This window comes from Phenylobacterium montanum (assembly GCF_018135625.1).
In the GTDB taxonomy this organism is placed as follows: Bacteria; Pseudomonadota; Alphaproteobacteria; order Caulobacterales; family Caulobacteraceae; genus Poindextera; species Poindextera montana.
This window is the reverse complement of sequence record NZ_CP073078.1, coordinates 470,200-490,952: the sequence shown is the minus strand read 5'-3', so window position 1 is coordinate 490,952 and position 20,753 is coordinate 470,200. Positions and strand designations below refer to the sequence as shown.

Annotated in this window: 22 protein-coding genes and 1 tRNA gene; 10 read left to right on the top strand and 13 right to left on the bottom strand. The window is 69.0% G+C overall.

Going from position 1 to position 20,753, the window contains the following annotated elements; translation table 11 throughout:
- Window position 1: 1 nt before the first annotated feature.
- The 6 genes from KCG34_RS02330 to cobA are packed head-to-tail and all read right to left on the bottom strand — an operon-like array spanning window position 2 to window position 4,979.
- A complete protein-coding gene (locus tag KCG34_RS02330) occupies window positions 2-826 on the bottom strand; it encodes a ferredoxin--NADP reductase (protein ID WP_211938795.1) in 825 nt (274 codons plus the stop codon).
- A gap of 37 nt (window positions 827-863) precedes the next feature.
- Window positions 864-1,598: a phosphoadenylyl-sulfate reductase gene (locus KCG34_RS02325; protein ID WP_211938794.1), complete on the bottom strand. Its 735-nt coding sequence runs from the start codon at window positions 1,596-1,598 to the stop codon at window positions 864-866.
- A complete protein-coding gene (locus KCG34_RS02320) occupies window positions 1,588-2,130 on the bottom strand; it encodes a DUF934 domain-containing protein (protein ID WP_211938793.1) in 543 nt (180 codons plus the stop codon). Before KCG34_RS02320 ends, KCG34_RS02325 begins: the two co-directional genes overlap by 11 nt.
- Window positions 2,114-3,772 carry a nitrite/sulfite reductase gene (locus tag KCG34_RS02315; RefSeq protein WP_211938792.1) on the bottom strand — a complete coding sequence of 553 codons (1,659 nt, stop codon included), beginning with the start codon at window positions 3,770-3,772 and terminating at the stop codon, window positions 2,114-2,116. Before KCG34_RS02315 ends, KCG34_RS02320 begins: the two co-directional genes overlap by 17 nt.
- Before the next feature lie 11 nt (window positions 3,773-3,783).
- Window positions 3,784-4,140 carry a DUF2849 domain-containing protein gene (locus KCG34_RS02310; RefSeq protein WP_211938791.1) on the bottom strand — a complete coding sequence of 119 codons (357 nt, stop codon included), beginning with the start codon at window positions 4,138-4,140 and terminating at the stop codon, window positions 3,784-3,786.
- The gene (cobA, locus tag KCG34_RS02305) at window positions 4,137-4,979 is read right to left on the bottom strand and encodes a uroporphyrinogen-III C-methyltransferase (protein WP_211938790.1); all 843 of its coding nucleotides are present in this window, start codon (window positions 4,977-4,979) and stop codon (window positions 4,137-4,139) included. Before cobA ends, KCG34_RS02310 begins: the two co-directional genes overlap by 4 nt.
- A gap of 171 nt (window positions 4,980-5,150) precedes the next feature.
- Here cobA and gcvA point away from each other — a divergent pair, with 171 nt between their 5' ends.
- Window positions 5,151-6,098, top strand: coding sequence for a transcriptional regulator GcvA (gcvA, locus tag KCG34_RS02300; protein WP_211938789.1), 948 nt, complete (start codon window positions 5,151-5,153; stop codon window positions 6,096-6,098).
- Here the strand turns inward: gcvA and KCG34_RS02295 are convergent.
- Entirely contained in the window at window positions 6,095-6,676 is a 582-nt protein-coding gene (locus KCG34_RS02295) for a GNAT family N-acetyltransferase (RefSeq protein ID WP_211938788.1), read from the bottom strand. The two genes, gcvA and KCG34_RS02295, sit on opposite strands and share 4 nt — an antisense overlap.
- Window positions 6,677-6,798: 122 nt before the next feature.
- Between KCG34_RS02295 and KCG34_RS02290 the strand changes: the two genes are divergently transcribed.
- Window positions 6,799-7,245: a hypothetical protein gene (locus KCG34_RS02290; protein ID WP_211938787.1), complete on the top strand. Its 447-nt coding sequence runs from the start codon at window positions 6,799-6,801 to the stop codon at window positions 7,243-7,245.
- A gap of 49 nt (window positions 7,246-7,294) precedes the next feature.
- Here KCG34_RS02290 and KCG34_RS02285 read toward each other — a convergent pair whose 3' ends face one another.
- Window positions 7,295-7,669: an Hpt domain-containing protein gene (locus KCG34_RS02285; protein ID WP_211938786.1), complete on the bottom strand. Its 375-nt coding sequence runs from the start codon at window positions 7,667-7,669 to the stop codon at window positions 7,295-7,297.
- Window positions 7,670-7,953: 284 nt separating this feature from the next.
- Between KCG34_RS02285 and KCG34_RS02280 the strand changes: the two genes are divergently transcribed.
- Window positions 7,954-8,029 (top strand) — tRNA-Lys (locus KCG34_RS02280).
- Window positions 8,030-8,113: 84 nt separating this feature from the next.
- Here KCG34_RS02280 and KCG34_RS02275 read toward each other — a convergent pair.
- From KCG34_RS02275 to KCG34_RS02255, 5 genes are read right to left on the bottom strand one after another with little or no spacing between them, the layout of a single operon-like run.
- The gene (locus KCG34_RS02275; RefSeq protein WP_211938785.1) at window positions 8,114-8,485 is read right to left on the bottom strand and encodes an ArsR/SmtB family transcription factor; all 372 of its coding nucleotides are present in this window, start codon (window positions 8,483-8,485) and stop codon (window positions 8,114-8,116) included.
- 6 nt (window positions 8,486-8,491) lie between these two features.
- Complete coding sequence (locus KCG34_RS02270) at window positions 8,492-8,857, bottom strand: carboxymuconolactone decarboxylase family protein (protein WP_211938784.1); 366 nt, start codon at window positions 8,855-8,857, stop codon at window positions 8,492-8,494.
- Window positions 8,844-12,086 carry an efflux RND transporter permease subunit gene (locus tag KCG34_RS02265; RefSeq protein WP_211938783.1) on the bottom strand — a complete coding sequence of 1,081 codons (3,243 nt, stop codon included), beginning with the start codon at window positions 12,084-12,086 and terminating at the stop codon, window positions 8,844-8,846. The genes KCG34_RS02270 and KCG34_RS02265 overlap by 14 nt, the downstream gene beginning before the upstream one ends.
- Window positions 12,083-13,129, bottom strand: a complete 1,047-nt coding sequence (locus KCG34_RS02260) for an efflux RND transporter periplasmic adaptor subunit (protein WP_249138185.1) — start codon at window positions 13,127-13,129, stop codon at window positions 12,083-12,085. Before KCG34_RS02260 ends, KCG34_RS02265 begins: the two co-directional genes overlap by 4 nt.
- Window positions 13,119-13,481 carry a rhodanese-like domain-containing protein gene (locus KCG34_RS02255; protein ID WP_211938782.1) on the bottom strand — a complete coding sequence of 121 codons (363 nt, stop codon included), beginning with the start codon at window positions 13,479-13,481 and terminating at the stop codon, window positions 13,119-13,121. Before KCG34_RS02255 ends, KCG34_RS02260 begins: the two co-directional genes overlap by 11 nt.
- Window positions 13,482-13,654: 173 nt before the next feature.
- On the opposite strand from KCG34_RS02255, the gene KCG34_RS02250 reads away from it, so the two are divergent.
- The 7 genes from KCG34_RS02250 (at window position 13,655) to KCG34_RS02220 (ending at window position 20,751) form a co-directional block, all read left to right on the top strand.
- The gene (locus tag KCG34_RS02250; protein WP_211938781.1) at window positions 13,655-14,941 is read left to right on the top strand and encodes an NAD(P)/FAD-dependent oxidoreductase; all 1,287 of its coding nucleotides are present in this window, start codon (window positions 13,655-13,657) and stop codon (window positions 14,939-14,941) included.
- A gap of 11 nt (window positions 14,942-14,952) precedes the next feature.
- Window positions 14,953-15,396 (top strand): thioredoxin family protein, encoded by a 444-nt coding sequence (locus KCG34_RS02245; RefSeq protein ID WP_211938780.1) that lies wholly within the window; start codon window positions 14,953-14,955, stop codon window positions 15,394-15,396.
- Window positions 15,397-15,409: 13 nt separating this feature from the next.
- Entirely contained in the window at window positions 15,410-15,613 is a 204-nt protein-coding gene (locus tag KCG34_RS02240; protein ID WP_211938779.1) for a YgaP family membrane protein, read from the top strand.
- 2 nt (window positions 15,614-15,615) lie between these two features.
- Entirely contained in the window at window positions 15,616-16,869 is a 1,254-nt protein-coding gene (locus KCG34_RS02235) for a TolC family outer membrane protein (protein ID WP_249138376.1), read from the top strand.
- Between the two features lie 104 nt (window positions 16,870-16,973).
- Window positions 16,974-17,669: a VIT1/CCC1 transporter family protein gene (locus KCG34_RS02230; protein ID WP_211938777.1), complete on the top strand. Its 696-nt coding sequence runs from the start codon at window positions 16,974-16,976 to the stop codon at window positions 17,667-17,669.
- A gap of 11 nt (window positions 17,670-17,680) precedes the next feature.
- Window positions 17,681-18,385, top strand: coding sequence for an ABC transporter ATP-binding protein (locus tag KCG34_RS02225; protein ID WP_211938776.1), 705 nt, complete (start codon window positions 17,681-17,683; stop codon window positions 18,383-18,385).
- Window positions 18,382-20,751: an ABC transporter permease gene (locus KCG34_RS02220; RefSeq protein WP_211938775.1), complete on the top strand. Its 2,370-nt coding sequence runs from the start codon at window positions 18,382-18,384 to the stop codon at window positions 20,749-20,751. Before KCG34_RS02225 ends, KCG34_RS02220 begins: the two co-directional genes overlap by 4 nt.
- Window positions 20,752-20,753: the final 2 nt, after the last annotated feature.

Genomic DNA, 20,753 nt, shown 5'->3' with positions numbered 1-20,753 from the left:
CTCAGGTCTCGACGAACGCCCGCTCCAGCACGAAGTCGCCGGGGCTCGACACCGCGCCCTCTTCGAAACCGCGATCCAGCAGCATGGCCTTCAGGTCGGTCAGCACCGAGGGGCCGCCGCAGAGCATCAGGCGGTCCTGGGCGGGGTCGATCTCGGGCAGGCCGATGTCCTTGAACAGCTGGCCCGACTGGATCAGGTCGGTGATGCGGCCCTGGTGGACGAACGGCTCGCGGGTCACCGAGGGGTAGTAGATCAGCTTGGGCGCAATCAGCTCGCCCAGATCGGGGTCGTTCGGCAGGTCGTGCGAGAGGAACTCGCGATAGTTCAGGTCGGCGACTTCGCGCACCGTATGGGTGACGATGATCTTTTCGAACCGCTCATAGGCTTCCGGCTCGCGGGCCAGGCTGAGGAAGGGCGCGAGACCGGTGCCGGTGCCCAGGAGATACAGGTTGCGCCCAGGGCGCAGGCCGTCCAGCACCAGGGTGCCGGTGGGCTTCTTGCCGACCAGGATCTCGTCGCCTTCCTTGATCTTCATCAGGCGCGAGGTCAGCGGGCCGTCCGCCACCTTGATCGAATAGAATTCCAGTTCGTCGTCCCAGGCGGGGCTGGCGATGGAATAGGCGCGCAGCAGCGGCTTGCCGTCGACTTCCAGGCCCAGCATCACAAACTGGCCGCTGACGAACCGGAAGCCCGGGTCGCGCGTGGTCTTCAGCGTGAACAGGCTGTCGGTCCAGTGCTTCACATAGGTGACGCGCTCGACGTTGAAGGCCCCGCGGGCTTTCGCAGAAACAGGGGCCGGCGCGGGCGCGGCTACGGCGTCAGTCATTCTTGGTCCAACTCTTGAGTGTCTTACAGGCGGCCTATCAGATATCGCCGCCAACTTCGACGATCGACGACGCGCGGGGCGTATGTATGCCGCATTCGGTCTTTTCGGAACCCGCCCAGCGCCCGGAACGCTCATCTTGGCCTTCTTCGACCGGCCGGGTGCAGGGCCAGCAGCCGATCGAGGGGTAGCCGAAGGCCACCAGCGGGTGGGCCGGCAGGTCGTGTTCGGCGACATAGGCGTCGATATCGGCCTTGGTCCAGTTGGCCAGCGGATTGAACTTCAGCTTGCCCTCGCCCCGCTCGACCACCTGCAGGCGGATGCGGTCGCCGCCCTGGAAACGCTTGCGGCCGGTGATCCAGCCGTCGAAGCCCTTCAGCGCCCGGTCCAGCGGCAGCACCTTGCGGATATGGCAGCAGGCGTCGGTGTCGCTTTTCCAGAGGTCCGCGTTCGGATCGTGCACCGCCAGGTCCTGGAACTGGGGCCGCTCGTCGCGCACGCCGGTCAGGCCGAGGCGCTGGGCCAGTTGCTTGCGATAGTCGAGGGTCTGGCCGAACAGCATGCCGGTGTCGAGGAAGATCACCGCGATATCCGGGTCGATCTGCGCCGCCATGTGCAGCAGCACGGCCGATTCCGAGCCGAACGAAGAGACCAGGGCTATCTTGCCGCCGTGCCGCTCGATGGCGACGCGCAGGATCTCCTGCGGGGTCGCGTCCCGCAGGCGCGCGTTCAGCTCCCCGACTTCGTCGGCGGCCTCACAGACCTCATAGGCCATGGCCCGCCTCCGCCGTCGCCAGGACGCGAGCCCCTGCCGCGCGCTCTTCGAATGCCGGGCGGCGCGCATCGGCGGCCCGCTGATAGACGTGACGGTAGCGGCCGACCACCGCCGCCCAGGCTTCGGCCGAAGAGCCGTCGGCGGGAGCGAAGGCGTCGAAGCCGCACCGCACCATGGGCAGGGCCTGCTCGCGCAGCACGTCGCCTACCGCCCTCACCTCGCCGGTGAAGCCGAAACGCTCGCGCAGCACCCGCGCCGAGCTATAGGCCCGGCCATCGCGGAACTTGGGGAAGCTCAGCGCCACAACCGGAATGCAAGGCAGGTCGTAGGCCAGGTCCTCGACCGCCTCGTGCGACTGGACCAAGACCCCGACCCGGCGGCCATCGCTGGCCAGGGCCTCGCCTTCAGCCTGGTAGCGGGCCAGGGAGACGATGATGTCGCCCGCTGGCGCGGCCTCGTCGTCGGCCACGAAGGGGAAGCGGTCCGCGGCCTCGGTGAAACGACCGGCCCGAAGCTCAATAAGCTGCGACATAAACCGCCTCCTTGAAGGGCTCGAGGCCCGCACGCCGATAGGTGTCCAGAAAACGTTCGCCGTCCTTGCGTTCGCGCAGATAGACCTCGACCAGCTGGTCGACGGCCTCGGCGACGCGCCCCGCCGGCAGGGCCGGGCCGAGGATCTTGCCGACCTCGGCGTCCTCGGCGCCCGAGCCGCCCAGGGTGAGCTGGTAGAATTCCTCGCCCTTCTTATCGACGCCCAGGATGCCGATGTGGCCGACATGGTGGTGGCCGCAGGCGTTGATGCAGCCCGAGATCTTGATCTTCAGCTCGCCGATCTGTTCGGCCTTGTCGGGGTCGGCGAACTTGCGGGCGATGTCCTGGGCGATCGGGATCGCCCGGGCGTTGGCCAGCGAGCAGTAGTCCAGCCCCGGGCAGGCGATGATGTCGCTGATCAGGTTGATGTTGGGCGTGGCCAGGCCGACAGCGGCCAGGGCCGCGTGCACCGCCGGCAGGTCGTCCAGCTTCACGTGCGGCAGCACCAGGTTCTGCTCGTGGGTGACGCGGATCTCGCCGAACGAATAGCGATCGGCCAGGTCGGCCATCACGTCCATCTGCTCGGCGCTGATGTCCCCGGGGGTCTCGCCGGGCGCCTTCAGCGATACGTCAACGATCACATAGCCGCGCACCTTGTGGGCGTGGGTGTTCTGGCGGGCGAAGCGTGCCAGGGCCGGATCGCGGGCCTTGGCCTCCTCGAACACCTTGGACACCGCGGGAAGGGTCGCAAAAGCCGGCGGCGCGAAGAAGCCGCGGATACGGGCCAGCTCCTCATCCGGCAGGTCGACCTTCGAACCGTCGATCAGGGCGAACTCGGCCTCGACCTGGCGGGCGAACTCCTCGGTCCCGAGCTGGGCGACCAGGATCTTGATCCGCGCCTTGTTGTTGTTGTCGCGCCGGCCGTGGCGATTGTAGACCCGAAGGATCGCCTCCAGGTACGACAGCAGGCGTCCCACGGGCAGGTGCTCGCGGATCGTCTGGCCGATATAGGGCGTGCGGCCCAGGCCGCCGCCGACCATCACCTCGAAACCCAGCGAACCGTCACGGCCCCGACGCAGCGAAAGGCCGATGTCGTGGGTCTTGGCCGCGGTGCGGTCCTTGGCGGCGGCAGTGATGGCGATCTTGAACTTGCGCGGCAGGTAGGTGAATTCAGGGTGCAGGGTCGACCACTGGCGGATCGCCTCGGCCCACACCCGCGGATCGTCCACCTCCTCGGCCGTCGCCCCGGCGCGCGGGTCGGCGGTGGTGTTGCGGATGCAGTTGCCCGAGGTCTGCATGGAATGCAGCCCGTCCTCGGCCAGGGAGGCGATGGCGTCCGGCGCCTCGCGCAGCTTGATCCAGTGGAACTGCATGTTGGTGCGAGTGGTGAAGTGGCCGTAGCCCTTGTCATAGGTGCGCGCGACATGGGCCAGGCGGCGCATCTTGGCCGAGCTCAGCGTGCCGTAGGGCACCGCCACACGCAGCATGTAGGCGTGCAGCTGCAGATAGAGGCCGTTCATCAGCCGCAGCGGCTTGAACTGGTCCTCGGTCATCTCGCCGGCCAGGCGCCGTTGCACCTGGGTGCGGAACTCGGAGACCCGGTCGTCGAGGAAGGCCTTGTCGATGGCGTCGTACTGGTACATCGGCCGGCCTCTTACTTACGCTTGATCAGGTTATGACGACCGCCGGAGCGGGCCACGCCCACGGCGCGGGTGATCACCTCGACGTCATGACCGCCCTCCTCCTGCTTGCCGTGGCGCAGGTTGGTGGGGCCAAGCGCGCGCAGGCGCTCGCGATAGGCGACGGGGGCAAAGCCGTCCTCGGCCTCGCTGACCGCGATCAGATAGGGGTCGATCACGACGTTGGGCTGGCCCTTGGCCGCGGCTTCGGCCTGGCCGGCCACCTCGTCGGCCTCGAACAGCTCGGCCTGGCCGAACCGCTCGACCCACTGGCCGCGGTTCCAGAACACGACTTCGCCGTCGATCAGGCGGCTGGCGGTCAGGGCCATCATGAGCGGGACTCCAGGGCAAGGGCGCGGCCGGCTTCGGCGGCCTCGGGCAGGGTGGAAACATCGGCCAGGGCGGCGACCTCGCCGACGATCAGAAGCGCAGGGCCATCCAGGTCGGCGACGCAGGCTTCCAGTTCGGCGAGCGTGGTCACCCGGCGGCGCTCGTCGGGCTGGCTGGCGGCTTCGACAATCGCGACCGGGGTCGAGGGCGCGCGGCCCGCGGCGATCAGGCGGGCGGCGATCCGCCCGGCCTTGGTCAGGCCCATATAGATGGCGACGGTCTGGTTGGCTCGCGCCAGGGCGGCCCAGTCCAGGTCCGGATCGGCGTCGCCGGCGGCGTGGCCGGTGACAAAGGTGACCGCCTGAGCCAGACCGCGGTGGGTCAAGGGCGCGCCGATATCGGCCGACGCGGCCAGGGCGGCGCTGACGCCGGGGACCACGTGAACTTCAATTCCAGCCTCGCGGCAGGCCAGCATCTCTTCGCCGCCGCGGCCGAACAGGAACGGATCGCCGCCCTTCAGCCGCACCACCTTCAGCCCCTCGCGGGCCAGGGCCACCAGCAGGCGGTTGATGTCGTCCTGCGGCAGGGTGTGGCGCGACTTGCGCTTGCCAACGTCGATCAGCCGCGCGCTCGGTCCGGCCAAATCCAGGATTGGCTGCGGCGTCAGGCGGTCATGCACCACCACATCGGCGCCCTGCAGCAGGCGCAGCGCCTTGACGGTCAGAAGCTCCGGATCGCCCGGTCCAGCGCCCACCAGCCACACCACGCCAGCCTTCGCCTTGGCGCCATTCAGCACAACCAGGCGGCTGGGAGCATCGCGATAACTACGGCCGCGGGGCATGGCCTTTAGATCCTCTGAACTGTCTGAAATACGCAAAGCCCTGAATTTCGGGGCTTTCATTGAGCTTTTGCGTACTGCCGGCGCGAGATAAGCTGCGCGGACGGTTGCAAATTGGGCGCTGAGCAGCCAATTCGCAAACAAGGACTTCTGCCGCCCGATTCAGGAAAACTGATGGAACAGCGCCGCCGCCTGCCACCGCTCAACGCCTTGCGCGCTTTCGAGTCCGCGGCCCGTCACCTGAACTTCAGCCGCGCCGCCGACGAACTGTCGGTGACGCCCGGCGCGGTCAGCCAGCAGATCCAGAATCTGGAAGACTATGTGGGCGTCGCCCTGTTCAAGCGCACGCCCAAGGGCCTGCTGCTCACCGACCCCGCCCAGACCGCCCTGCCCGCCCTGCGCGAAGCCTTCGACCGCCTGGCCGAAGCCGCCTCGATGCTGACCGCCGCAGTCGACGGGCGGCGACTGACCGTCTCGGTCGCCCCCTCCTTCGCCGCCAAGTGGCTGGTGCCGCGGCTGGGCAAGTTCGAAGCCCTGCACCCCCAGGTCGACGTCTGGGTCTCGGCCGGCATGGAGATCGTCGATTTCGCCAGCGGCGAGGTGGACCTGGCTATCCGCTATGGCTCAGGCCGCTATCCGGCGCTGGAGGTCAACAGGCTGATGCAGGAAACGGTGATCGCCGTGGCCAGCCCGCAGCTTCTGGAGACCAATCCCCTGAACGAGCTTTCGGACCTAGCCAATCATGTGCTGCTGCACGACGGCTCGCCCGACGCCGACGAGTCCTGTCCCGACTGGACCATGTGGCTGGCCGCGCGCGGGGTGAAGGGCGTCGACGGCGCCCGCGGCCCGCGCTTCAACCAGTCGAGCCTAGTCATCGAGGCCGCGGTCGGCGGCCGTGGCGTGGCCCTGGCCAAGCGCACCCTGGCCCAGGCCGACATCGACGCCGGGCGCCTGGTCGCCCCGTTCCAGATCGCCACCGCGGTCGACTTCGCCTATCACGTGGTGCATCCCAAGGCGAAGGGTCGCCTGCCCCAGGTCAAGGCCTTCGTCGCGTGGCTGAACGCCGAGGCGGCGGCGCACGAGGCTGCGCTCAGGACCATCGACAACGGGTCCGGAATCTAGCCGCCCCACTCCTCAGCCAGCACGGCGTACAGCAGGGTGTCGCGCCAGTGGTCGCGTGACCAGGCGTTGGCATTCATCAAGCCTTCCCGCCGCATGCCCAGCTTCTCCAAAACCCGCTGCGAGCCGGTGTTGCGCGCGTCGCAAGTGGCCCAAATCCGGTGCAGGCCCAGCCCGTCGAATCCGACCCGGACCAGCGCGCGCGCCGCTTCGGTGGCGACGCCGCGCCCCCAGAATTCCCGATGAAAGCCGTAGCCCAGGTCCGCCGTGCGATGGATGGGGTCCTTCACCTCCAGCCGGACCGCCCCGATCACCCTGGCTTCGGCTGTCCATTCCACGGCCAAGCCCACGCCCAGCCTCGGCCATTCGGCCTGCTGGACCAGCATTCGATCCAGAAATTCGCGCGTCATCTGCGGCGTATTCGGGCCCCAGTCCATGAAGCGGACCATTTCCGGGTCGCTGCCGTAGGCGTGGATATCGTCCAGGTCTTCGCTCCGGAATTCACGCAGCAGCAGCCGCTCGGTCGCCAGCGGAAACCAAGGCTGCGCAGGCGGCGCGAAGGGTTCTGGCGGGGCGTGCATCGGCGCCTCCATGTCGACGCGCTGGAACCATCTCAAAGATAGGACATTGAAGCGACGCCGTCAGGGGCGGGGCCAGCGACAATCGGATCGAGAACCAATCAATGACTGCAAAACCCAGACTCATGGCCGCCCTTCTGAGTTCGGCCGCCCTGATCATGCTCGCGCCGGCGGCCTTGGCGGACACGCCCGGCAGGCATCCTGGCTTCCTCCACGCCTTGTCCGACCTGCGTGCGGCCCGCTGGCTGATTCTGCACCGCCCGGGAGACGCCAGGGTCAGCGCCCACGAGGACGCCGCGGTTCAATCCATCGTGGCGGCCATCAGCGACATTCAGCGAGCCTCCATCGACGACGGCAAGAACCTGGACGACCATCCGGCCACCGATGCGCCTCCGTCACGCGAGGGCCGGCTGCAGCGCGCTCAGGAACTGCTGACCCAGGCCCATCACGACGTGAACCAGAAGGACGACGATCCGGCGACCTATGAGCTGAAAAAAGTGGCGCTGAAGAACATCCAGGTCGCGACCCATGAGGTCGATGGGGCCCTTTGGGACGCAGCGCACGGTCGCTGATCGCGATCCGATTGAAGTCGACGGGGCGGACGCGCCCTCGCCGCCCCGTTCAGGCCTGCCGCTTGAGCGACTGGATCGCTTGTTCGTGCAGGTAGGCGGCGATATCCGCCAGGGCGAGGTCCAGAGCGTCGCGCACACGGTCGAGCAGCACAGCCCGCTCCCCCGCGGCCTCTCCCGTAGCCAGCTCAGCCGCCGCGCAAGCCTCGGCCAGGGCCCCCGCCCCGATTCCGCGGGCCGCGCCCTTGAGCGTGTGGGCCGCATCACGCCATGCATCGCCCGGAGTCACCGGATCCAATAGGCGCAGCCAGATTGCGGCTTGCTCCCGAAACAGCCCGAGGACTTCCTCGACCACGGCCATGTCCTGGCCGGCATAGCTTTCCAGATAGGCGAAATCGACGGCGCCGGTCAGATCGCGTCTAGCCATGTGGCCTCCCGGATTCGCAATGATGTTAAGCCGAACATGCCTAACAAAGATTGATCAAGGCATGTCGCGGCCCCTCGCCAGAACTTATGCGTGAAAGTTCAAGGCGAGGGCGATCCGCAGGCCGCTCAGGGCCGGCGACAGGCGACCGAGGCGCAGCGGCGGCGATCAATCTTTAATCCTGGCGAAGCTGCAGCTTGCGGAGCGCGAAAAAGGCGGCTAGGAGAGCGCCTCCCGCGCGGCTACCGCCCGGGACCGCCGCGCGGATCGACCCACCGAGCGGCTTTGGGTGCATAGCTCAGTTGGTAGAGCAGCTGACTCTTAATCAGCGGGTCGTAGGTTCGAATCCTACTGCACCCACCATTTTCTCTCAATAAATTGATATAGTTGCGAGGAAAGTCGCCGGGCCGGGCGGCCTTCCCTGCCCGCGCCGGGCGTGACGATAAGCTATCGCGCCGGCGGAGCGGTCGGGGCGTGAAACACGGCGCATAGGGTCTCGAGCACCCTGAAGGCGCCCGGGTCGACCAGCCGGTAGAAGATCGTCTGGGCTTCGCGCCGCGTCGCGACCAGCCCCTCCGCGCGCATCTTGGCCAAGTGCTGCGAGGCCGCCGATTGGGCCAGGCCGGCGCGTTGCGCCAGTTCACCCACCGACGCCTCCCCTTCGAACAGGCGACACAGCAGAAGCAGGCGTTGTTCGCTGGCCAGCAGCTTCATCAGCCGCGCGGCGGACGCCGCCCGCGCCGCGAGTGCAGCAACCTCTTCGGGGGTCACGTCCGGGGCGGGCGACCGGAGCGTGGGGCTTGGGACGATTGGCGGCATGAGGTCCTAGACGGTCTCCGGTTCTCGCTCGGCGGCGAACTGGTCGAACGCCTCCAGCGCCTGGGCCGCATACATGACGCTGGGCCCGGCCCCCATATAGATCGCCATGCCCATGGTCTCCATAACCTCTTCGCGGCTGGCGCCGTGACGCTGGGCGGCTTCGGCGTGGAAGGCGATACAGGCGTCGCAGCGCGTAGCGACCGAGATGGCCAGGGCGATCAGCTCCTTGGTCTTGAGGCTCAACGCCTTGGGCTCCAGGGCGGCCCTAGCCAAGGCCGAAAAGGCCTTCATCGGCTCGGCGGCGCCGCTCCGCAGCGGCCTCAGCGCCGCCGTGAGATCCTCGGTCACTTCGCGCCAGTCATGGGTGGGCATGGTCGGTCACTCCAACAGGGGCGGTGGTCGCCGGCCGCCCGTCGTCCCTGAGGACGACATAGATAGCCGGGATCACCAGCACGGTGAGCAGGGTCGAGGAGGCGAGGCCGAACAAGAGCGAAATGGCCAGGCCCTGGAAGATCGGGTCGGACAGGATCACCGCCGCCCCGATCATGGCGGCGAGCGCGGTCAGGAGGATCGGCTTGAAGCGGATCGCGCCGGCCTCGAGCAGCACATCGCGCAGCGCCCGCCCCTCCGCCTGCTTGTGGCGGATGAAGTCCACCAGCAGGATCGAGTTGCGCACGATGATCCCGGCTAGCGCGATGAAGCCGATCATCGAGGTGGCGGTGAACGGCGCGTGGAACAGGATGTGCCCGAGCACGATGCCCACCAGGGTCAGGGGGATCGGCGTCAGGATGACCAGCGGCAGGCGGAAGCTTTTGAACTGGGCGACCACCAGGAAGTAGATGCCGAGAATGGCGACGCCGAAGGCTGCGCCCATGTCGCGGAAGGTGACCCAGGTGATCTCCCATTCCCCATCCCAGAGCACGGTCGGGCGCGCCTCGTCGTCCGGCTGGCCGTGCAGGCGGATGGCGGGCTTGGGCAGCGCGCCCCAGTCGTGGTCACGGATCGCCTTGTCCACGTCGAGCATGCCGTAGATCGGGGCCTCGAAGGCGCCGGCGAGTTCGGCGGTGACCATCTCGGCGTCGCGGCCGTCGCGGCGGAAGACATGGTAGGAGCCCGGCTCCTGCGCCGCCTGGACCACCTCGCCCAACTCGACCAGCCGGGGCCCCGAAGCGGTTTTCGATACGCCCACGGGGGTCGAGGCGAGCCGCGCGTTCCAGGCGAGGTCCTGCTGCGGCAGCCGGATCTCGATCGGTAAGGGATACCGCTCTTCGCCGCGGTGCGAATAGCCCAGCGTCTGGCCGCCCATCACCGCGCCGATCGAGTCCAGCACTTCGCGGTCGGAGAGACCGAAGAATTCCAGCTGGTCGCGCTCGGGCGTCAGCCGCAGGCGTGGCCGGGGCTGGCCGTGGCTCCGGTCGATGTCGACGATGTAGGGCACGGATCTGAACAGCGCGCGCACCTGATCCGCCACGGCCCGGCGGGTCGCGGCGTCCGGGCCGTAGACCTCGGCCAGCAGGGTCGCCAGCACCGGCGGCCCGGGCGGCGCCTCGACCACCTTCAGCGCCGAGCCAGGCGGTAGCGGAACCTTGGCCAGGCGCTGGCGCAGGTCCAGGGCGACGGCGTGGCTGGCGCGCTTGCGCTCGCCCTTGGGCGACAGCTCGATCTGCAGGTCACCCATCTCCGGCCGCCCGCGCAGGTAATAGTGGCGCACCAGACCGTTGAAGTTGAACGGGGCGGCGGTCCCGGCATAGGCCTCGGCCGAGACCACCTCGGGCAGGGTTTCGGTCACTGCGGCGAGCTGGCCCAGGGTGCGCTCGGTGGCCTCCAGGCTGGTCCCCTCGGGCAGGTTAAGCACCGCCTGCAGTTCGGACTTGTTGTCGAAGGGCAGGAGCTTGACCGTCACGGTCTTGGTGGCGAACAGGGCGCAGGCCAGAAGGGTCGCGACCCCCACCGCGATCAGGAAGGTCCAGGCGCTCTTGCGCGTGGCGATCACGCGGGCGGCCACGCGGCGATAGAGCCGCCCCAGCGGCCCTTCGTCATGCTCGGCGTGAGGCTTGCCGGCGCCCAGCGCCAGGCGGGCGAAGCGGATCATCAGCCAGGGCGCGATCACCACCGCCACGAAGAAGGAGAAGATCATCGCCGCCGAGGCGTTGACCGGGATCGGGGCCATGTAGGGGCCCATCAGGCCGGAGACGAACAGCATGGGCAGCAGGGCCGTGACCACCGTCAGGGTCGCCACCACGGTCGGGTTGCCGACCTCGGCCACCGCCTCGACCGCCGCCTGCTGCCGGCTGCGGCCGTCGTTCATCGCCCAGTGGCGAGCGATGTTCTCGATCATGACGATGGCGTCGTCGACCAGGATGCCGATCGAGAAGATCAGGGCGAACAGGCTGACCCGGTTGATGGTGTAGCCCATCAAGTTGGACGCGAAGAGGGTCAGGAGGATGGTGGTCGGGATCACGATCGCCGTCACCAGCGCCTCGCGCAGGCCGATGGCGAAGCCGATCAGGGCGACGATGGAGACGGTGGCCAGGGCCAGGTGAAAGAGGAGTTCGTTGGCCTTTTCGTTGGCCGTCTCGCCGTAGTTGCGCGTCACCACCACCTGCAGGTCCGGTGGCAGCAGCGGCCCCTTCAGGCTATCGACCTTCTTCAGGATCGCGCCCGCCACCACAACGGCGTTGGCGCCCTTGCGCTTGGCTATGGCGAGGCTGACCGCCGGGGTCTGGCTCCAGCCCCGGGCGGCGCGGGCATAGCGCCAGACCCGCGCCTGGTCCTCGCGGGGCGCCTGCACAACATTGGCCACGTCCCGGACATAGACCGGCTCGCCGGTGATCGAACTGACGGTCAAGAGGCCGATGTCTTCGGGCGTCTGCAGGGTGCGCCCGGCGATGACGTCCTTGGCCTGGCCGGACTGGCGAACCGACCCGGCGGGAAAGGCGCGGTCAGCCTGGCGTATGGTTTCGACAAGGGCGCCCAGAGGCACGCCATGCAGGGCCAGGCGCGCCGGATCCGGCTCGATGCGGATCTCCTCAGGCCGGCCGCCGGTGATGAAGGTCAGGCCGACATCGTCGACCTTGGCGATCTCGGTCCGGAGCTTGCCGGCGATCTCGTAGAGCGCCTGGTCGCTCCAGCGTCCGGCGGCCTCAGGCCTGGGCGTCAGGGTCAGGACCACCGCCGGCACGTCGTTGATGCCGCGCGCGACGATCAGCGGCTCGGGAATGCCCACCGGAATCTTGTCGTAGTTGGCCCTGATCTTCTCATGGATGCGGACGATGGCGTTGTCCGGATCCGTGCCGACCTTGAAGCGGGCGGTGACCAGCACCTGATCGTCGTCGGCCTGGGTATAGACGTGGTCGACGTCGCTGACGCTCTTGACGATGGCCTCCAGCGGCTTGGCCACCAACTCCGCCGCGTCGGGCGCACGCAGGCCGTCTGCGCGGACCATGATATCGACCATGGGCACGCTGATCTGGGGCTCCTCCTCGCGCGGGATGGCGCCCAGGGCCAGGACGCCCATGGCGATGGCGGCGATCAGGAACAGCGGCGTCAGCGGCGAGGCGATGGTCGCCTGGGTCAGCCGCCCGGAGAGGCCCAGCTTCATTTGCCGGCTCCGGCGCGGACGATGGTGTCGCCCGCGGCCAGGCCCGAGAGGATCTCGACCTGGTCGGCCGCAGGCCCCGGCGCCAGCTGCACCGGGACATCGGCGACCTGGCCGCCGGGCTGCAGCACCGCAGCGTAGTCGACGCCAAAGCGGGTGACGATGAAGCGCCGCGGCGCGACCAGAGCCGGACGCTGGCCGGCGGGCAGGCGCACGCGCACGCGCTGGCCGACCAGTCCGGCCTCGAGGCCGGGCGCGGTCAGGTCGACCGTGACACGGCCCGCGGACACGGCCGGGTAGATCTGGCTGACCACGGCGCTGGTGACGCCGGCGGCCTGGTCGGGTTCGACGGCGACCTGCTCTCCGGTCTTGAGGGCGACGGCCTGCCCCTCCGGAATTTCGGCCCGCACCACGGTCTGGCCCACGGTGAGCGTGGCGATCGACTGGCCTGGCGCGACCACGGACCCCGCGGGGGTCGCAGCGTGCAGCACACGGCCGTCCGCCGGCGCCAGGACCGCGCCCTGGGCGCCCAGTTCGGCGCTGGCCGAACGCTGCGCCTTGGCCGCGTTCAAGGCTCCGGCGGCGGCGCGCGCGCCGGCCACCGCCTGGTCGTAGCGGGCCTTGGCGTAGACGCCGTGGTCGAACAGGTCCTTCGATCGGGTCAGTTCGGCCTGGGCCCGCTCGTTCTCGGCTTCGGCGGCGCCGACCTGGGCGTCATAGGCGCGGGTCTGGAAGCCGATCTTCTCGTCCGCCACCTGGCCGATCAGCTGGCCCCTGCGGACCGCATCGCCCTCCTTCACCAGGAGCCGCACCAGCGTGCCGCCGATCCGGGCGCGGGCTTCGGCCATGTCCCTGCTGGTGATCACCGCCGCCACGGGCTTCAGGTCGGCGATCGGCTGCTCGCGGAGGGTCAGGCGTTCAGCGATAACCGCCGGGGCGCTTGGAGGGGTGTTCTGCTCACCGGGACTGCAAGCCGCAAGCGCCAAGGCCGCCGACAGGCCGACCGCCGCTGCAGCGCGCCGAACCATGGGCGGCTCAGCGCGCATCGCGGACCGCTCCCGTGTCGGCATCCAGCTTCACTGTCGGAAGGCCGGCGCGGATCCAGGCTCCGATGCCGCCCTCCATATGCGCATCGACCGCCAGCCCCGCCTTGCGGCAGCGCTCGATGGCCATGGCCGAGCGCTTGCCCGAACCGCAGTGGAACACGATCGGCCGCGGGTCTGCGGCGGGCAAGGCTTCGGGGTCGAAGGTGGACAGCGGAAACAGCAGCGCGCCGTGAATGCGCTCGGCGGCGAATTCGGCCGGCTCGCGCACGTCGATCAGCAGGATGCGGTGGGCCTTCAGCTCCTGCCGCACAGTTTCAGGACTGAGGGCCTTGATGGCGGGGGACAGGAACATGCGGAGGCTCCGGTTTTAAATTTGTTATTGCGTATATGCGATTATACAAATATATATGTCAACCATCGTTGTTAAAGTCTGCGCGCCTCTAGGGCCGCTGCGTTGATGAGGATCAACGACTGCGCCCCCAGGCGGACCGAAGGTCAGGCGCACGAGCTTGAGGAGGAACGTCCGTGAACAAGCCCAAGATCGTCATTCTCGGCGCCGGCCTCGGCGGGTCGATCGCCGCCTTCGAGATCAAGCAGGCTGTCGCCGACAAGGCCGAAGTGATCGTGGTGTCCAAGGGCGACACCTTCCATTTCACACCCTCGAACCCCTGGGTCGCCGTGCATTGGCGCGAGCGCTCGGCGATCGAGGTGAAGCTCGGGCCGGTGTTCGCCAAGCGCGACGTGGGTTTCCGCTCCTGCGGCGCCAAGCGGCTGGTCCCGGCGGAAAATCGCCTGGAGCTCGAGGACGGGACCGATCTCGCCTACGACTATCTGATCGTCGCCACCGGCCCGGACCTGGCCTTTGACGAAATCCCGGGCCTGGGTCCCCTCGCCGGCCACACCGAGTCCATCTGCCATGTCGATCACGCCGTTTCGGCGGCTGCAGCCTTTGACCGGTTCGTCGAGGCGCCGGGGCCGATCGTGGTGGGGGCGGTGCAGGGGGCTTCATGCTTCGGCCCCGCCTACGAGTTCGCGATGATCCTCAATGCGGAGCTGCGCAAGCGGAAGATCCGCGACCGCGTGCCAATCACCTTCGTCACCTCCGAGCCCTATATCGGCCACCTCGGCCTGGACGGGGTCGGCGACACCAAGGGCCTCCTGGAAAGCGCCATGCGCGACCGGGACATCAAGTGGATCACCAACGCCAAGGTGGCTTCGGTCGAGCCTGGGTTGATGCACGTCGAGGAGATCGCCGAGGACGGGCAGGTCAAGGCCAAGCATGACCTGCCCTTCGCCTATTCGATGATGCTGCCGGCCTTCCGCGGCGTCGAGGCGGTGCGGGGGCTCGACGGCCTGACCAATCCGCGCGGCTTCATCGTCGTCGACAAGAACCAGCGCAACCCCACCTTCCGCAACATCTTCGCCCTCGGGGTCTGCGTCGCCATCGCCCCGACCGGCAAGACGCCCGTCCCGGTGGGCGTGCCCAAGACCGGCTTCATGATCGAGAGCATGGTCACCGCCGTCGCCGCCAATCTGCGCAACGAGCTGGCCGGCAAGCCGGCGAACCACGAGGCCACCTGGAACGCCATCTGCCTGGCCGACTTCGGCGACGGCGGCGTCGCCTTCTTCGCCCAGCCCCAGATCCCGCCGCGTAACGTCAACTGGTCATCCAGCGGCAAGTGGGTGCACCTGGCCAAGGTCGCCTTCGAGAAATACTTCTTGGGCAAGATCCGCAACGGCGAGGCCGAGCCTTTCTACGAGAAGATGGCCCTCGACCTGATGGGCGCCCACAAGCTCAAAGAGCCGGCTTGAGGGAGCGGTCGATGCGCCAGTTCGTCTGCCCCGCCTGCGCCGCCGTCAATCGGGCGGCCGAAGGCAAGGACGCGGCGGCCGCCAAGTGCGGGCGCTGCGGCGAAAGGATCTTCACCGGCAAGCCGGTCGAGGTCACCGGCGCGCAGTTCGAAGCCCACCGCCGCTCGACCCATGGCGCGGCCCTGCTGCTCGACGTCTGGGCGCCGTGGTGCGGTCCCTGCCGCGCCATGGCTCCGCAGTTCGCCGCCGCGGCCCAGCGCCTGGAGCCCGAGGTGCGGCTACTGAAGCTCAACTCGGATCAGGACCAGAACACCGCGGCCGCGCTCGGCGTGTCCGGCATTCCCGCCCTGTTCCTGATTGCGGGCGGCCGCGTCGTCGCCCGCCACGCCGGCCTGATGAGCGCCGAGCAGATCATCGCCTGGACGCGCCAGCACCTGGCCGCCGCAGGCGCCTGAAAGGAGACTCGAAATGTCCGTCGATCGCGCCGTCATGGCCTTTGCAGGATGCATGGTCCTCGTGAGCCTGCTCCTGGCCCACTTCGTCCATCCCGCCTGGATATGGCTGACCGTGTTCGTCGGCGCAAACCTGTTGCAGGCCTCGTTCACCGGGTTTTGCCCGGCCGCGGCGCTGTTCAAGAAGCTCGGCTTCAAGCCGGGCGCAGCGTTCCGTTGAGCATGGGACGAGCCGCCGTCTTCGCCGCCCTGCTCGCGCTTCTGGCGCCGGGGCGTGGCTCGGCCACCACCCTCGACGAGGCGGTGGCGCTGGCCTTGAACCACGACCCGGGCCTCAGGCGGGCCGAGGCCGAGCAAGCCATCGCCCAAGCGCGGGTGAAGGAGGCCGAGGCCGGTCGCCTGCCGACGGTGGCGATCGAAGGTTCGGCCGCCTCCGCCCGCACCGACTTCGGCCATTTCTTCGGCTTCGGCCGCTATGACCTCACGCCCCGTTCGGCCGCCGTATCGATCACCCAGCCGCTTTTCGCCGGCGGCGCCATCACGGCCGCGATCGACCAGGCGCGTGCTGAAGACGCGGCCAGCCGGTCCGAGCAAGGCGCCACCCGGCTGAACCTGGTGGCCGACGTGGCCGAGGCCTTCGTCGCGGTCCGAGTGACCGAGCAGGCGTTGGATCTGCGACGGGCCCAGATCGCCGAACTCACACTCGTGCGCGACCAGGCCCAGCGCCGCTTCGACGATGGCGCAAGCCCGCGCACCGACCTCGACCAGGCCGAGGCGCGCCTGGCCGGCGCCCAGGCCGACCTGGCGGCGGCGCAGGGCGCCCTGGCTCGCGCGCGGGCCCGCTACCACAGCCTGGTCGGCGAGGATCCGGCCGCGCTGGAGCCCGTCGCGGCGCTGCCGCCGACCCCGGGCAGCCTGGAGGAGGCCACAAGCCGCGCAGAGGCCGCCAACCCCCAAGTCGCCGCGGCGCGATCACGTCTGGGCGCCGCCGGGGCGAGCGTGCGCCAGGCCGAGGCCGAACGCCTGCCCACGCTCGGGCTCGTGGCCCAGGCTTCCACGGTCAGCGACCAGTTCCTGCCCGGCTACCGCGCAGACGGGGCCAGCGTCGGGGTCCAGGGACGCTGGACCCTGTTCTCAGGCGGCGCGGCATCCGCCCGCATCGCCAAGGCCCGGGCGGCCGAGCGCGCGGCCGGAGCGGCGCTGGACCAGGCCAGGGCCGCCACCCAGGAGGCGGCGATCGACGGCTGGCAGGCCCTTCAGACGGCTTCCGCCGTCACCCGCGCCTCCGCGGCGCAGGCCAAGGCGGCCGAGGCGGCCCTTTACAGCGTCCGGCAGGAGGTTCGCGTCGGCGCAAAGCCCACCCTCGATCTGCTGAACGCCGAACGCGAGGCCCTGGCCGCTCATATCGGCGAACTCGAAGCACACGGCGCCGAGATCGTGGCGGCCTATCGGCTCAACGCCATCGTCGGGCGTTGACGCCGCCCTCGAGGCTGGGGCGCGGGTCCGTCTGCGCATTTTGACCGACCTCAATGCGGAGTTTCATCGATGGCGGCATCGCTCGCCGATCGCCAGGAGCCGCCATGCCCGCCACACCGCACATCGAGACACACTTCCGCGGCTCGGAGACCGTCCGCGACATCGTCATCGGCATGGCCGACGGGCTGACCGTGCCGTTCGCCCTGGCCGCCGGCCTGTCTGCGGCGGTCACCCGCACAGACCTGGTGGTCACCGCTGGGATGGCCGAGGTCGCCGCCGGCGCCATCGCCATGGGCCTCGGCGGCTTCCTGGCCGCGCGGGGCGACGCCGAACACTACGCCAACGAAGAGCGGCGCGAACGGCGCGAGATCGTCGAACTGCGGGACCGCGAACTGGGCGAGGTGCGCGAGATCTTCGCCGGCTACGGCCTGGGCGGCGCCCAACTCGACTCGGTGGTGGCGGCGATCGCCGCCGATCCCGAACGCTGGACCGAGTTCATGATGCGCTTCGAACTCGGCCTGGAAAAGCCGGACCGCCGCCGCGCGCCGATCAGCGCCGTGACCATCGGCGTGTCCTATATCGCCGGCGGGCTCGTACCCCTGGTTCCTTATTTCCTAGCCCCTTCGGTCAAAGCCGCCCTGCCGGTCTCGGTCGCGGCGACTGGCCTCGCTCTCGTGGCCTTCGGCGCCGTCAAGGGGCGCATGACCGGCGCCGGCGTGCTGAAGTCCAGCCTGCAGACCCTGCTGGTCGGCGGCCTGGCCGCGGGGGCCGCCTTCTGGCTTGCCTCGCTGTTCGGTTAGGAGCAGATCGCTTGGCCGCGCTGTTCGAGATCAGGGGCCTGACCAAGAGCTATCCCAGCGGCGCCGGGGTCGTGCATGCCCTGCGCGGGGTCGATCTCGACCTTATCCGCGGCGAACTGGTGGTGCTGCTCGGGCCGTCCGGATCGGGCAAGTCGACCCTGCTCAATATCCTTGGGGGGCTGGACCGCGCGACGGCGGGCGTGGTGCGGTTCGAAGGCAAAGACCTGATCCAGGCCAGCGACCGGGAGCTTACCGACTATCGGAGGCGCTGCGTCGGCTTCATCTTCCAGTTCTTCAACCTGACCCCCAGCCTGACCGCCCGCGAGAATGTCGAGCTGATCACCTCGATCGCGCCCCGCGCCATGTCGCCGGAGGCTGCGCTGGATCTCGTGGGCCTAGCGGACCGCATGGACCACTTCCCTGCCCAGCTTTCGGGCGGCCAGCAACAGCGTGTCGCCGTCGCCCGCGCGATCGCCAAGCGCCCCGAGGTGCTGTTCTGCGACGAGCCGACCGGCTCGCTCGACAGCGAAAGCGGCGTCCAGGTGCTGGAAGCGATCCTGAAGGTGGCCCGCGAGGTCGGCTCGACCACCTTGATCGTCACTCACAATGCGGCCGTGGCTGACATCGCCGACCGTGTGATCCGCTTTCGCGACGGATCGATCGTCGATATCCACGAAAATGCGGAAAAGCGCGCGCCTCGGGAGTTGGTCTGGTGAGATTGGCGCCGCTTGACCGCAAGCTGCTGCGCGACCTCGGTCGAACGAGGTGGCAGGTCGCCGCCATCGCCATGCTGATCGCCTGCGGCGTGTCGGTGACCGTGATGGCCTACTCCGCGCAAGCGGCGCTGAAGGCGGCGCAGCAGCACTACTACGCCGAGACGCGCTTTGCGGACGTCTTCGCCGCCTGCAAGCGAGCGCCCTTGGTCCTGGCCCAGGACCTGGCGCGCATACCGGGGGTCGCGGCCATCGACGTTCGGGCCCAGTACTCCGGGCTGATGCAGGTCCCGGGCCTGGCCCGGCCAGCGACCGCACGCCTGATCTCGTTGCCCGAGGATCCGGCCGGCGGCCTGAATCGCATCGTCCTGCAGCAGGGACGCCTGCCCGATCCGGGCCGCACCGACGAAGCTGTGGCGCTGAAAACCTTTCTCGACGCCGCCCATGTCCATGTCGGCGACCGATTGACCGCGGTCGTCGCTGGGCGGGCGATCAGCTTTCGCGTCACCGGCTCGGTGCTGGCGCCGGAATATGTCTATGTCCCCAGTCCGGAATCGACCATGCCGGACGATGCGCACCAGGGCGTGTTCTGGATGCCGCGCCGGATCGTCGAGCATGTGGCCGGGCTCGGCGGAGCCTTCGACGCCGTCGCCGTTCGGTTAGCGCCCGGCGCCTCGGCCAGGGCCGTGATGGAGGCGATTGACGGCGCCCTTGCGCCCTATGGCGGGGTTCCAGCCTATGTGCGCGCCGACCAGCCCTCCAACGCCTTCATCGAGGCCGAGTTGAAGGAGCTGTCCAAGTCCGCCGCCATCATCCCCCCGGTGTTCCTGGTTGTCGCGGCCGGCCTGGTGAACCTGGTGGTCGGGCGCATGGTGGAGGCGGAGCGCGAGCAAATCGGCCTGCTCAAGGCCTTCGGCTATGGCGACCTCGCGGCGGCGAGCCCCTATCTGCGGCTCGCCCTTGTCATTGGCGTCCTCGGCGCCCTGGGCGGCGCCGTGCTCGGGCTGTGGTTCGGGGCATCGATCACCGGCATGTACGCGCGCTACATGCGGTTTCCGGAGCTTGCGGCGCAGTTTTCGTGGCCCGCCTTCACCGCCGCAGCAGGCGCGTCGATCGCCGCGGCGGTCCTGGGCTCGGCCTTAAGCGTGCGGCGGGCCATGCGCCTCAGTCCCGCAGTGGCTATGCAGCCGCCCAGGCCGGCCGACTATCGCCGCGGCCCGCTCGAGATCATCGGCTTGCTCAGACGCATGGATCAGCCGACCCGGATGATCCTGCGAAGCCTGGAGCGCTTTCCGCTTCGCGCCGGCCTGACCACGTTGGGCCTGGCCGCAAGCCTGACCCTGCTGGTGGGCACGCAATTCATGTTCCACGCCCTCGACGAGGTGCTGGACCACGCCTATTTCCGCGCCCAGCGCTGGAACGAGGCCGTCGGCTTCGCCGAGGTCCGCGATGTGCGCGCGATCACAGCAGTCCGGCGGCTCCCTGGCGTCTATGCGGCAGAACCGGTCCGGCTGGCCGCGGCTCAGATCAGCGCCAACGGGCGTCGGCAGAAGGTGCTGGTTCACGGCCTGGAGCCGGCGGCGCTGCTGTCGCATCCCTTGGCCCCCGGCGGCGGCCCGATCGCCTTTCAGGGGCGCGGCTTGGTCCTCAGCCAGGCCCTGGCCCGGAAGCTCGGCGTCGGCCCGGGCGGCTCGGTCGACCTCGAAATCACCGAGGCCAGGCGCGCCCGTGCGATCCTGCCTGTCACCGCGACCGCGGAGGACTACAGCGGGCTCGCCGTCTATATGCAGCGCATCGCCCTCACCCGGCTCCTGGCCGAAGGCGATGTCGCGTCGGGCGCACAACTGCTGGTGCGCCCCGCAGCGCTGCCCGCCTTCTACGCCGCGATCGAACGGGCCCCCGAGATCGCCGCCGCCTCTTCGCGAGACGACACCGTGGCCGGCTGGCGGCAGGCGATGACAGAAGCCTTTCGCATTTCAATCATCTTCTATGTCGGCTTCGCAGGCGCCATCGCCTTCGGGGTCGCCTACAATACGGGCCGGATCGCCATGGCCGAACGGTCTCGGGACCTCGCCACCCTGCATGTGCTGGGATTCGATCACGCCGATTGCACCTACATTCTGCTCGGGGAACTGCTCGCGCTGGCGGTCGCCGCCATCCCCGTCGGCATGGCCGGCGGAGCCCTGTTCGCCAAGGGCCTGGTGTTGGCCTATTCACGCGACGAGCTTCGCCTGCCGGCGACGGTCGGGCCGGAATCCTACGGCGTCTCCATCGCCGCCTATCTGATCGCGGTACTGGTGGCCTGCGCCATCGTGGCGCGGCGAATCTGGGCGCTGGACCTCGTTGCGGCCCTTAAGACGAGGGAATGAAG